The sequence below is a fragment of the Patescibacteria group bacterium genome, from assembly GCA_028716665.1.
GTDB lineage: Bacteria > Patescibacteriota > Patescibacteriia > UBA2591 > JAQUPP01 > JAQUPP01.
The window spans coordinates 77,625-90,450 of the sequence record JAQUPP010000001.1 but is presented as its reverse complement, the minus strand read 5'-3'; the positions used below and the strand labels follow the sequence as shown (position 1 = coordinate 90,450).

The 12,826-nt window shown below is 36.0% G+C and carries 10 protein-coding genes; all 10 read left to right on the top strand.

Features of this window, described 5'->3' with window-relative positions; all coding sequences use genetic code 11:
• Nucleotides 1-59: 59 nt before the first annotated feature.
• Nucleotides 60-542: a crossover junction endodeoxyribonuclease RuvC gene (ruvC, locus tag PHF10_00485; protein ID MDD5534216.1), complete on the top strand. Its 483-nt coding sequence runs from the start codon at nt 60-62 to the stop codon at nt 540-542.
• Nucleotides 543-557: 15 nt separating this feature from the next.
• Nucleotides 558-2,024 carry a glycogen/starch synthase gene (locus tag PHF10_00480; protein MDD5534215.1) on the top strand — a complete coding sequence of 489 codons (1,467 nt, stop codon included), beginning with the start codon at nt 558-560 and terminating at the stop codon, nt 2,022-2,024.
• Between the two features lie 80 nt (nt 2,025-2,104).
• Nucleotides 2,105-4,084: a hypothetical protein gene (locus tag PHF10_00475; protein MDD5534214.1), complete on the top strand. Its 1,980-nt coding sequence runs from the start codon at nt 2,105-2,107 to the stop codon at nt 4,082-4,084.
• A 65-nt stretch (nt 4,085-4,149) separates the two neighbouring features.
• Nucleotides 4,150-5,181 (top strand): aminoglycoside phosphotransferase family protein, encoded by a 1,032-nt coding sequence (locus PHF10_00470; GenBank protein ID MDD5534213.1) that lies wholly within the window; start codon nt 4,150-4,152, stop codon nt 5,179-5,181.
• Nucleotides 5,182-5,198: 17 nt separating this feature from the next.
• Nucleotides 5,199-6,065 carry a PHP domain-containing protein gene (locus PHF10_00465; GenBank protein MDD5534212.1) on the top strand — a complete coding sequence of 289 codons (867 nt, stop codon included), beginning with the start codon at nt 5,199-5,201 and terminating at the stop codon, nt 6,063-6,065.
• 221 nt (nt 6,066-6,286) lie between these two features.
• Complete coding sequence (locus PHF10_00460; protein ID MDD5534211.1) at nt 6,287-6,910, top strand: MBL fold metallo-hydrolase; 624 nt, start codon at nt 6,287-6,289, stop codon at nt 6,908-6,910.
• 12 nt (nt 6,911-6,922) lie between these two features.
• Nucleotides 6,923-7,240, top strand: coding sequence for a hypothetical protein (locus tag PHF10_00455; GenBank protein MDD5534210.1), 318 nt, complete (start codon nt 6,923-6,925; stop codon nt 7,238-7,240).
• On the top strand, nt 7,200-9,710 hold the full coding sequence (gyrA, locus tag PHF10_00450; protein MDD5534209.1) for a DNA gyrase subunit A: 2,511 nt from the start codon (nt 7,200-7,202) through the stop codon (nt 9,708-9,710). The genes PHF10_00455 and gyrA overlap by 41 nt, the downstream gene beginning before the upstream one ends.
• 16 nt (nt 9,711-9,726) lie before the next feature.
• Entirely contained in the window at nt 9,727-10,362 is a 636-nt protein-coding gene (gene pcm, locus PHF10_00445; GenBank protein ID MDD5534208.1) for a protein-L-isoaspartate O-methyltransferase, read from the top strand.
• A 223-nt stretch (nt 10,363-10,585) separates the two neighbouring features.
• Nucleotides 10,586-12,751 carry a S8 family serine peptidase gene (locus PHF10_00440; GenBank protein ID MDD5534207.1) on the top strand — a complete coding sequence of 722 codons (2,166 nt, stop codon included), beginning with the start codon at nt 10,586-10,588 and terminating at the stop codon, nt 12,749-12,751.
• The last annotated feature ends 75 nt before the right edge of the window (nt 12,752-12,826 follow it).

Sequence of the window (12,826 nt, the reverse complement as noted above, 5' to 3'; positions counted from 1 at the left end):
ATAATAATTCCATACAAATTTTTACAAACTCATAATTTATAGTGATTAGCATTTAGCTTATGATTATTTTAGGTATAGATCCTGGCGTGGCCACTACCGGCTACGGCGTGATTAAAACAGAAGGCAATAATAAATGGTCAGCCATAGATTACGGGTGTATTCTTACTTCGTCTAAAACCGTTTTTGCAAAAAGATTGTCTAAAATTTTCAATGAACTGAAAATTTTGATTAAAAAATACAAACCTGAAAAAATTGTTGTAGAAAAAATTTATTTTGCCAAAAACGTTAAAACAGCCTTTCAAGTCGGGGAAGCGAGAGGGGTGATAGTTTTGAGTGCGGATTTAAATGACGTCCCGGTTTGCGAACTGACACCATTGCAAGTTAAACAAGCCCTAACAGGTTATGGACAGGCCTCAAAACAGCAAATTCAGAAAATGGTCAAATTGGTGCTTAGGCTCAAGGAAATTCCCAGGCCCGACGATGCGGCTGACGCTTTAGCAATCGCTATTGCCGGAGCGCAAATGAAGAATTTCTTGGATTAATTTTAGCAGGTGAATATGAAAAAAAACCTTAAAATTGTTCATATCAGCGCTGAGGTATCGCCTTATTCAAAAACCGGCGGGTTGGGCGAAGTAATCAGATATTTACCGCGCTCTCTCTATCGCTTGGGGTACAAAGTAATTGTTATCACCCCTTATTACGGCATAATTAAAAAAAATAATTGGCCGATTGAAAATTTGCCGTATAAAATATCCATTAAATTGGCTGGCCGAAATTATCAAGTTGGTTTTAAAAAAATCATTTCTCCGGATAAATATCCGGTTTTTTTTGTCTGCCAGGAAAAATTATTCGGTTCCAGATATAAAGAAAAAATTTACGACTATCCGGATAACGGCTTGAGATTTTATCTGTTTAATTTAGCGGCCATAGAATTGGTTAAAATTTTAAAATTTGATCCGCAGATTTTTCATGTTCACGACTGGCATACCGGATTGGTTCCTTATTTATTGAAAACAAAATATAAAAAAGATCCTGATTTGAAAAATGTCGGTACACTGCTGACGATTCATAATTTAAATTGGCAATCGCCAACTGATTGGTGGAAAATTCCCAAAGAACAAAGAGATAATGGGAAAAATCCACTACCCAACACCGTAGAGGAATTGCAAAATATAAATTTCATGAAGAGGGGGATTATTTATGCTGATGTTATCAATACAGTCAGTGAGCGTTATGCTCAAGAAATTTTAACCCCGCAATTCGGTTGTGAATTGGATTTCTTTTTAAAGCAAAGATTAAAAGATATTTATGGCATTATTAATGGCATAGACTATACGGTTTTCAATCCTCGTTTTGATCCGGCTCTTTATGTAAATTATCGCGCCAATTCTTTGGAAAAAAAAGTGGAAAATAAAATTATTCTCCAAAAAAAGTTTGGTCTGAAAATTGATCCGAGAATTCCTTTAATCGGGTTGGCAAATCGTTTATCCGAACAGAAAGGATTTGAATTGATTATCCAAATTTTGGATTTTCTTTTGAAATTAAATCTTCAGATAGCCATTGTCGGCAGTGGAGATGAAAATTATACGGAGTTTTTCAGAAAAAAAGCCAAGAAACACCCGAAGAAATTATTATTCTTTTATCCGTTTAAAGAAGACATGGAAAGGAAAATTTATGCCGCTTCGGATTTTTATTTAATGCCGTCGCGATTTGAACCTTGCGGAATCTCGCAATTGATCAGTTTGCGCTACGGTTCAATCCCGATTGTTCACGAAGTGGGCGGGCTCTCCGACACGATTGTTGACTACAATCCGCAAACATTACGCGGCAATGGTTTTGTCCTCTCCACTTATCATCCTCAGGATTTATTGTTTACCATCGCCAGGGCCTTGGAAAATTATAAAAGAAAAAATATTTGGCAAAAAATAGTCCGCCAAGCGATGAGAGAGTCATATTCTTGGAAATTACCGGCTAAAAAATACGTGATTTTATATCGTAAAATAGTTAAAAAATTGAGAAAATAAATTTTTATATAAAAGTCAAGAGTTGATATTTAATCAGTTCTTGGCTTTTATATTTTTTAAAATAGTGATATAATATTGATATGAAATGGGCTATTTTTCTACATTTTTATCAACCATCAAGCCAGCAATTGGATATTTTAGAGCGAATAGTCAATGAAAGTTATCGTAAAATAATCAGCGGTTTGGCTCTTAATCCCCGGGCGAAAATTACCATTAATATCAGCGCCGGATTAACAGAATTATTGGCGAAAAACGGCTATCAAGACGTGATTGAGCAAATAAAAGATTTTGCCAAGCGCGGACAAATTGAATTCACCGGAGGGGTTAAATATCACCCCTTTTTGCCTTTATTGCCGAAAGAAGAAATTAAAAGGCAAATTCTTTTGAATAATGAAACCAATAAAAAATATTTCGGAAAATATTGGCAGCCAAAAGGATTTTTTTCACCCGAATTGGCTTACAGCGAAAAAGTGGCAAAAGTTGTGGAAGAATGCGGTTTTAAATGGATTGTCGCTGAAGAATTGGCTTCGCCGCAAAAACCGGATTTTAAAAAAATTTATCCGATTCAAAAATTGAATCATTTGAAAATTATTTTTCGCGATAAAAGAATCAGCAATTTGATTCTCTCGGCCATTTGCCGAAATTTTAAATCTTTGACCAGCGAAATCGGAGATGAAATTAAAAAAGACCGTTATCTTTTGACGGTAATGGACGGCGAAACATTTGGTCATCATCGTCCGGGTTTGGAGAATTTACTTTTCGAAATTTATCAGGATCAAAAAATTGAAAAAGTTTTTATTTCGGAATTGATTAAAAATTTTTCAACAAATAATGAAAAAATTATTCCTCGGGATTGCACTTGGAGCTCTGAGGAGCAGGATTTTTGGCTGGAAAAAGAAAAACAACACCCATTCACTCTTTGGCAAAATCCGGGGAATCCGATTCATTGCCATCAGTGGGAACTTACTTATTTTGTAATTGATTTAGTCTCAAAATTGGATAAAAATGTCGCTAATTATAAAGAAATCAGAGATAAATTGGATAAGGCATTGTCTAGTGATCAATATTGGTGGGCTTCGGCCAAGCCTTGGTGGAGTTTGGAAATGATAGAGCAAAGCGCTTTTAATTTAAAAAAGATTGTTTTTTTGATTCCTAAAATAAGCCATAAAATAAAAGAAAAATCGGAAAATTATTATCGCGCAATTATTGATTTGGCTTTTGAATATCAAAGATCCGGATTAATCAGGCAAGCGCATCGCCAGGCTTTTAAAACAGTAAAATTAAGACCCTACAAAGAGAGAGTTATGGCTGCTGATTTCAGCTCGATGGTTTTGGAGTTTGAAGACGAGATGAATAAGGCGATTAAATTGAGAGAATTGGAAAAAGCGATAAAATGGCGCGACGCTATTTTTAAATTGAAAAACGGAATGGATATTTATGATGTTATGCACGTGGTTGACGATTTGGGAACCACCCGATTATTGCCTTCTTTAAAAGGTTACTGGGAATATGCGCCGGGAGAGTTTTCAAAATTCGCCAAAGAATATTTTGAAAATCACAAAGATAAAGAATTTTTAAAAAAACAGCCGCAAGAACTTTTCAAATTGATTAAAATCGCTTTTAAAAAAAGAAATAAAAATACTCATCCCCTGGGTTTTTCTTTTGATGAATATAATAATTTTTATCTTTGCGAATTGCCTTCCATATATATAGAATATTGGCTGGGAGAATTCGGTTGGGACGCCATGAGCTTACTGCGTTTCTCCAAATTCGGCGATTATCAACAAAAAGGACAATGCGACTATCAACATAAAAAAGGAAAACTGAAAATAATCGTTAAGTCGGGAAGTTTGATTAATGATTTTTTGCAGCTTTTAAAACAATCGGATTCTGCAAATGGCAAATATTTAAAATTAGCGCTTTTGGCGGAAGCCAATCGATGGTCGCCGATTTTTTTCAAGAAGAATAAAGCAGGGCAATTATTTGTTGAGATTCCATATAAACCAACCGCGGAAGGATTTGGTTTTAAATTTAAAATTTCCGGTTATACATCAAAATAAGCTTCTTAGGCATTAGAAAATAATTTCCTAATAAGCTAAAAAGCTAATTCCTAATAAGCTAATCTATGATTTTTATCAAATTACCTCGCACTTTCAGCACCAAAAAATCTTTGAATAAAAAACACATGCTTCTTCTTTTTCAGAAAAGAAGAAAAAATTTTTTAACTAAGGGCGAGAAACTATTGGATCTTCAAATAGAATTAGTCAGAAATTTTTGCGGAAAATACCGCAATATGAGCTTAAAATATACGCTGGCAACAAGCCGCGGGGCAAAAAATATCAGAGCTAAAATTCATCGTCGGCAGGACATACCGTATCGGGAGTGGAGAACTTTAAACTGGTTGAAAAGCAAAGGTTTTAAACAGAATATTCCTCATTTTTTAGATTATGACCCGTCTCTAAATATATATTTTTATTTGGAAACGCCCGGCTTCTCATTGGAGAATTCAATGGCTCAAGGAAAAATTAATAATCAAATAAATTTAATCAAGCCGATTATTCGTTGTCTGAGAAAAATGCATAATATCTCGTCCAAAAAGCCGGATTTTTTGCCGATTAAAACTTTAAAACGCGAAAAGTGGGAATATCGGCACTGGTATTTTTTGGTTAAGAAATGCGCCAAAGATTTTTATCCAAAATTCAGTTCTTTACTTAAGCAACTTTGGCAATTCAGGCGAAAACATAAAGAAATTTTTAAAAATAATTTCGGTTTAGTCCATGGGGACCTGCATTGGGGAAATATCATTTCTCAAGATAAGAAATTTAAAATCATAGATTTCAGTTATGCTTTTTGGGGGGACCCCTTGGAAGATGTAGGCGGATTTTTAGCCCAGAATGATTCAATGTTCCGTTATTATGCGCCAAAATTTAAAAAACAATCGCGAGAAATAAGAAATTTATTTTTTAAAAATTATTTTACAAAACAGGAGCTGGAAGATAAAAAAATTAAAACTCGTTTGCTCTATTTTGAAATAAGAAAAATTTTGGAAATGGCGGCGATTTTAGCCTTAGTTGAATCAAACAAAGAGAATAAGGCCAAGGGGATTGAAATTTTATTAAAACAAGCAGGAGAAAAACTAATAACAAAAAACGAATAACTAATAAACTAATTTATATGATTGATTTACATTTGCATTCTTATTATTCGGATGGCGTTTATTCGCCTCAAGATTTAATGAAAAAAGCCAAGCAGGCAGGTTTTAATTTTTTATCTTTAACTGATCATAATGGAATTGACGGAATAAAAGAGTTTCAAGAAGAAGGCAAAAAGTTAAAAATTAAAGTCATAACCGGCGTGGAAATTTACACTCATTTTAAAGACAAGCATCTTCATCTTTTGGGTTACGGATTTGATTTGAAAAATAAAAAATTCAATTCGGTTTTAAAAGAATTGCAAGCATCTCATCTTTTAAAAATTAAAAAAATAATCAGAATTCTTCAAAAAGACGGATGGCAAATGGACGAGAGAGAAGTTTTTAAAATAAAAGCTCCATATATCGGCGTGGCAAACTTGGCCGGAGTTTTTCAAAAATATCCCCAAAATCAAAATAGAATCAGAAAAAATTTTAATTGGACTCCTAAAAAAATTATTTCTCTGACTGATATTATTGAAAAATATTTTTTTAAAAATGGCGTTTCTCTTTGCCCGGAAACCGAATTGGATATTAAACAAGCCATTAAATTAATCAAGCAGGCCCATGGTAAGGCGGTTTTAGCTCATCCTGGGCAGCAGCTCGCTTGGCATGATCAAGATATAATTAAAGATCTTAAAAAAATGGGATTAGACGGCCTGGAGGCGATTTCCAGTCATCATTCATGGGGGAGTAACGAACATTGGCAGAAAGTAGCCAAGGAATTAAATTTAACCATTACCGTCGGTTCGGATTTCCATGGTATTTTACCCAAAGAATGGGGATTTGATATAAATTCAGTTTGGGATTATTTTAAAATCAACAATGAAAATTTTATTTGCCGCTTCTGAAACAATCCCCATTATTAGGGCGACAGGAGGCTTGCGCGATACTGTAAAAAATGTAAAATTAAACAATGATTTGTCAGGTCTTAACAAAAGGATAAAATCTCTAAATTTTATCAAAATAAAAAAATTTGGCGAAAAATCCAAATTAACGCCATAAGCCAAATTTCTTGGCATCAATCGGCGAAAAAATATTTAAAATTATATAATAAATTATTTACAATAAAATGATTATCAGTTGGTACGGACAATTTTGTTTTAAAATTCAAACAGGAGAGAAGGTTGTTTTAATTGATCCTTATAGCCCGAGAAACGCGGGATTAAGAGGACCTAATTATAAGGCCACAATTTTGGTATTAACAAATCCGGAAGAAGAAAAAATCGCCCAGAAAGATTCAAAAGATGAATGTTTTTTAATTTCCGGCCCGGGAGAGTATGAATCAAAAAATATATTTGTTTACGGCACGGATGCCAGTGATGATAAAAAATCATTAACCATTTATCAGATTATTGTTGATAATATCAGAATTGGAGTTCTGGGAGAAATTAATAAAACATTAACAGACGGTCAGTTGGAAAAATTAGACGGCATTGATATTCTATTGATACCGATTGGCGGAAAAGGCATGCTTGATGCGGAAAAAGCGGTAAAAGTCGTTCATCAGATTGAACCCAGAATTACCATTCCTTGCTGTTATAAAATTAAAGGACTTAAGGTATCTTTAGATCCTCTTGATAACTTTTTAAAAGAAGCGGGCGCTAAAAATCCAGAAACCATGGAAAAGTTATCTTTACATAAAAAAGATTTGGAACTGATAGAAAATAAAGTTATTATTTTGGAGCCGAAATAATAACAAGCGATTATGAAAAAAGCTCCTCAAAATAAGACAGTGGAATTATGGACTATGGTAATTTCACTTACAGTTCTTATTTTCATAGGCTGGATTTTCAGTTTAAAATACAGTTTTCAAATTATTGACAAAAAAGATTCCTTTATTTCTATTATTAAAAAGACATATTCTGAAGTTAATAAATCATTTAAAGAAGCGCGTCTTGGAATAAAACAGTCTCCGCTTCTTCAAAAAGATTTAATGACCAATGAAGAAGTTGATCGTTTAAAGAAAAAAGTTTTAGAAGAATATGAAGAACAAACACAAAAAAATTTATCGATTACCCCATAAAGAGTCAAAAGTCAAGCCAGAACCTTCAGATGAGATAATAACGGGGAGAATAGATACACAATCTTTGGAAGACGAAGTGAAAACTTCTTATCTTGACTATGCTATGAGTGTAATCGTCGCTCGTGCCTTGCCTGATGTCAGAGATGGTTTAAAACCGGTTCATCGCCGCATTCTTTACGCCATGCATTCTATGGGTTTGAAACATTCGGTTAAATACAGAAAATCAGCTACGGTTGTCGGTGAAGTGCTTGGTCATTATCATCCGCACGGCGATATGGCGGTTTATGATTCAATGGTCAGAATGGCTCAAGATTTTTCTTTGCGTTATCCTTTGATTGACGGTCAAGGAAACTTCGGTTCAATTGACGGCGACGGAGCAGCGGCTCATCGTTACACTGAAGCCAGACTTTCCGCTATTGCTGATGAAATGCTTTTGGATATTGATAAAGAAACAGTTAATTTTACGCCAAACTACGACGGTACTTTAACTGAGCCGCAAGTTTTACCGGCCAGATTACCCAACTTACTTTTAAATGGTTCAATGGGCATTGCCGTTGGTATGGCCACAAATATTCCACCGCATAATTTAGGGGAATTGTGCGATGCAATCGGTTTATTAATAGATCATCCCCATGCTGAAATTGATGAAATTTTTAAACTTGTGAAAGGACCTGATTTCCCGACCGGCGGTCTTATTTTTGACGTCAATCAAATAAAGCAAGCTTACGCGATCGGCAAAGGACCGATTGTGGTCAGAGCAAAAACAGAAATTGTTGAAACAAAACAGGGATATTTTCAAATTCTCGTCCATGAAATTCCTTACGGAGTCAATAAATCCGACTTGCTTCAAAAAATGGCAGAGTTGGTTAAAGATAAGAAAATAGATGATATCAGGGATATTCGCGATGAATCAGGTAAAGAAGGAATAAGAGTGATGATTGAGCTTAAAAAAGGAACTTTCCCGCAAAAAGTATTGAATAAATTATTTCAAATGACTTCTTTGCAAACGGTTTTTTATGTTAACATGGTGGCGCTTTCCGAGGGTATTCAACCGAAAGTTTTCGGTCTTAAAGAAATCTTGGAAGAATATATTGATCATCGCCAAATTATCATTCGCAAGCGCACGGAATATATTTTAAGACAGACTCAAGACAGAATTCATATTTTAAAAGGATTGGAAATCGCCATTGATCATATTGATGAAATTATTAAATTGATTAAAAAATCTCAAGACAAGAATGAAGCCAAAATTAATTTGATGAAAAAATATCGCCTAAGTGATCTTCAGGCGGATGCCATTTTGGAAATGAAACTTCATCAATTGGCGAATTTGGAAAGAAGTAAGGTTAAGGATGAGTTGAAAGAAAAATTAGCCTTTGCTAAAGAATTGGAAAAATTATTGGCTTCTCCAAAAATGATTTTGGAAATTGTCAAAAAAGATTTAAAAGAATTAAAAGAAAAATACGGTGATGATCGCCGAACACAAGTAGTGGCCACGGAAGTAGGGAAATTCAGCGATGAAGATTTAATTCCTGATGAACCGACCTTGGTGGTTATTACCCGAGACGGTTATATTAAAAGATTGGCTTCAGAAAGCTTTAAATCACAGAGCCGCGGAGGCAAGGGCGTGGTTGGACTGGAAGTGAAAGATGAAGATCAAGTGAAGCAATTAATTTCCACTACCACTCACACCAATTTATTATTCTTTACGACCAAGGGCAGAGCTTTTCAATTAAAAGCTCACGAGATTCCGCAAACCGGCCGAGCGGCCAAGGGCCAGGCTTTGGTTAATTTTTTGGAAGTGAGCGATCAGGAAAAAGTTTCCGTGGTTTTGCCTTCTTCCAATTTGAAAAATTCCCGCTGGATAGTAATGGTGACAAAACAGGGAACAATTAAAAAATTGGAAATAAGCGCTTTTGATAATGTTCGCAGATCAGGATTAATTGCCATTAAATTAAAAAATGATGATTCTTTGGATTGGACTGAGTTGGTCGCTCCTAATGATGAAATTGTTTTGGTTTCCGCTCACGGGCAAGCGGTTAGATTCAAAGAAAAAGATTTAAAACCGTTGGGACGGGTGGCGAGCGGCGTCAGAGGAATGAAACTTAAGAAAGATGATTATATCGTTGGAATGGGGGTAATTGACACCAAAGAAATAGCCAATAAAAAATTATTAATCGTGGCGGAAAACGGTTTTGGCAAAATGACGCCCCTTAAAGAATATCGTTTGCAGCGCCGGGGCGGCAGCGGAATCAAAACCGCCAAGGTTACTGATAAAATCGGGAAAATTATCGGAGCGATTGTGGTGGATGATAAAATTTCAGACAAAGACTTGCTTTTGATTTCTCATCTGGGCCAAGTTATACGTTTGCCGCTTAAAAGCGTTTCTACCACCGGCCGGGCGACTCAAGGAGTGAGATTAATGAGATTTAACACCAAAGATATTGTTGTTTCTTGCACTCTAATTTAAATAATAAAAAGTTTCTATGGATTTAATCCAACAATTGATTAATACAAAATATCTTAAAGATCCCAATATTATCAAGGCCTTCCAGGCAATTAAGCGCAAAGATTTTATTCTTGATGAAAATGAAGAAGTGGCGGAATGCAACGCGCCTCTGGCTATCGGTTTCGGACAAACCATTTCTCAGCCATTGACCGTCGCTTTTATGATGGAATTATTGGATCTTAAACCAGGTCAAAAAGTTTTAGATATCGGTTTTGGCTCGGGGTGGGCTTCAGCTCTTTTGGCGGAAATTGTTGGTAAAACCGGTAAGGTTTTCAGTATTGAAAGAATTCCTGAATTGGCGGAATTCGGCATTAACAATATTAAAAAATATAGTTTTATTAAATCCGGCCGAATGACTGTTAAAATTGGGGATGGGTCAAAAGGATTACCCGAACAAGCTCCATTCGATCGCATACATGTTGGCGCGGCCGCTTTCAGAATTCCCGATGAATTGCTCGAGCAATTGGCGATTGGCGGCAAATTGGTTATTCCTGAGGGTCAAGACACGCAAGACATAGTTTTAGTGGAAAGAATCAGTAAAGATGAATATAGTAAAAAAAGATTTCCGGGTTTTAGTTTTGTTCCCTTGATCGAAGAAAATAAAGGGTATTAGATTTCAGAGCAAGTTCTGACTTCTTATTTTACATTCGCCAGTCGGGTATTAAACTCTTTTTTATCTGCTCCCGCTAACAGCGGGATCGGAAAAGAAAATAAAACTTTCTTTTCTCTTGCTCGCTTGGCAATAAATCATTATCTTAGATTAGTTTTAAAAAATTTTGATGAAATTGATTAATCAAAAAAATATATTTGTTATTTTTTTAGTTGTTATTTTGAGTATGACAACTTTTTTCAATTTCCCTAAAATAGCTCATTCTTCCACTATTCCGGAAACAGGAGAACTTTTAATTAAATTGAAAGATTCTTCAAAAATTTATAATGTCGAATCAAATGATTTGCCAATTGAAGAATTTCAAAAAATTATTCTTGAACGATCGGAAATAGAATGGGCTGAACCGAATTATTCATTTAAAATCGCTTATATTCCCAATGATCCGCTTTATTTTGAACAATGGTATTTGGATAAAATTCAAATACCGCAGGCATGGGATTTAACCCATGGAGGGAACACTGATATCACGGTGGCGGTTTTAGACACAGGCGTGGACATTGATCATCCTGATTTAAAAAATAATATTTGGTCCAATAAAGATGAAATCAAAGGAGATGGTATTGATAATGATCATAACGGTTACATTGATGATATAAATGGATGGGATTTCATAAATAATGTGCCAAACCCAAAGCCTAAATTTGATGAAGTTTTTGACGCCAATGGCATTCATCACGGCACCTTAATCGCGGGCATTATTGCCGCAACAGGAGATAATTCCGCGGGTACGGCCGGTATAGCTTTTAAAAGTAAAATTATGTCTTTAAGAGTTTTAAACAGTGAAGGGTCGGGAACAGTAGAGCATGTTATTCAAGCGGTTAAATACGCGGTTGACAATGGAGTAAAAGTTATCAATTTAAGTTTTGTCGGCACCAATAAAAGTTATTTTTTAGCTGAAGCTCTAAAAAATGCTTGGCAAAGAGGAGTGATTGTCGTGGCAGCCGGTGGCAACGAAACAACAGGCGAGCCGGTGAATCTCAATAACACGCCTAATTATCCGGTCTGTTTGGACGAAGATGATGAAAATTTTATTATTGGCGTAGCAGCTACGGACAGCGCTGATAAAAAAGCGTCTTTTTCCAATTATGGTTCAAAATGTATTGATATCTCGGCGCCGGGAACGCGCATTTATGGCCCGCTGGTTTATAATTCAAATTACGAAAATTTTAAAGAATATTACGGAGGTTATTGGTCCGGCACTTCCATTGCCGCGCCGGTCATTTCCGGGTTGGCGGCATTAGTTTGGTCTGTTAACCCGCTACTGACTCAAAAACAAGTTCAAAGTTTTATTATCAGTCAGGCTGACAATATTGATTCTTTAAATTCCAATTTAGTCGGTCAGTTGGGCAGCGGTCGGGTTAATGCTTATAAAACCATAGAACGTACTTTTAATCAGGCCGGAGAATTGCCCCAATCTTATTATATTATCACCGGCGCAGGTCCGGGCGGCGGACCTCATGTCAGAATATTTGATCTTTACGGCCAGCCGAAAAGTGGATTTTTCGCTTATGCAAAAACTTTTACCGGCGGCGTGAATGTCGCTTCGGGTGATGTTGACGGTGATGGGAAAGACGAAATTATCACCGGCGCAGGTCCGGGCGGCGGACCTCATGTCAGAATATTTGATCTTTACGGCCAGCCGAAAAGTGGATTTTTCGCTTATGCAAAAACTTTTACCGGCGGCGTGAATGTCGCTTCGGGTGATGTTGACGGTGATGGGAAAGACGAAATTATCACCAGTGGAATGACCAGTAATACTCAAATTAAAATTTTTGATTTTTCCGGTAATTTAAAAAATGAATTTTTTGCTTATCAATCCAGTTTTAAAGGCGGGGTGAATATTGCTTCAGGAGATATTGATGCTGACGGTCAAGACGAAATTATCACCGGCGCAGGTCTTGGAGGCGGTCCTCATGTCAGGGTTTTAGACGGTCAGGGAGTTATGGAATTAAATTTCTTCGCTTTTAATAAAACTTTTTTGGGCGGCGTGAATGTCGCTTCAGGCGATGTTGACGGTGATGGGAAAGATGAAATTTTAGCCAGTGTGGCCTCGGGCGCTTCTCCTTATGTGAGAGTTTTTTCCAGTGAATTTCTCCAACTCAGACTTCAATTTTTGGCTTACTCTCGCGAATTTTATGGAGGAATTAATCTTGTCACGGCTGATTTTGACGGTGATCAAAAGGCGGAAATTATTACCGGTCCCAAAAAAGGCATGGAACCCCAGGTTAATGTTTTCAGTTTTTCCAGCAAGCAGCTTAGTCAGTTTTATGCTTATACTAAACAATTTAAGGGCGGAACAAGTATTGCCGTGTTAAAAACAAGAGGATATTAATTTTACTCTTTAGGGAAAAGCCGCTGCTTATTCGAGAAAATAATTTTTTAAAAAGAAAAAGACCGTTGATTTTTT

What these genes read in the sequence shown, in the direction of transcription:
- ruvC (MDD5534216.1), top strand. Translation starts at nt 60, where the DNA reads ATGATTATTTTAGGTATAGATCCTGGCGTGGCCACTACCGGCTACGGC.
- PHF10_00480 (MDD5534215.1), top strand. Translation starts at nt 558, where the DNA reads ATGAAAAAAAACCTTAAAATTGTTCATATCAGCGCTGAGGTATCGCCT.
- PHF10_00475 (MDD5534214.1), top strand. Translation starts at nt 2,105, where the DNA reads ATGAAATGGGCTATTTTTCTACATTTTTATCAACCATCAAGCCAGCAA.
- PHF10_00470 (MDD5534213.1), top strand. Translation starts at nt 4,150, where the DNA reads ATGATTTTTATCAAATTACCTCGCACTTTCAGCACCAAAAAATCTTTG.
- PHF10_00465 (MDD5534212.1), top strand. Translation starts at nt 5,199, where the DNA reads ATGATTGATTTACATTTGCATTCTTATTATTCGGATGGCGTTTATTCG.
- PHF10_00460 (MDD5534211.1), top strand. Translation starts at nt 6,287, where the DNA reads ATGATTATCAGTTGGTACGGACAATTTTGTTTTAAAATTCAAACAGGA.
- PHF10_00455 (MDD5534210.1), top strand. Translation starts at nt 6,923, where the DNA reads ATGAAAAAAGCTCCTCAAAATAAGACAGTGGAATTATGGACTATGGTA.
- gyrA (MDD5534209.1), top strand. Translation starts at nt 7,200, where the DNA reads ATGAAGAACAAACACAAAAAAATTTATCGATTACCCCATAAAGAGTCA.
- pcm (MDD5534208.1), top strand. Translation starts at nt 9,727, where the DNA reads ATGGATTTAATCCAACAATTGATTAATACAAAATATCTTAAAGATCCC.
- PHF10_00440 (MDD5534207.1), top strand. Translation starts at nt 10,586, where the DNA reads ATGACAACTTTTTTCAATTTCCCTAAAATAGCTCATTCTTCCACTATT.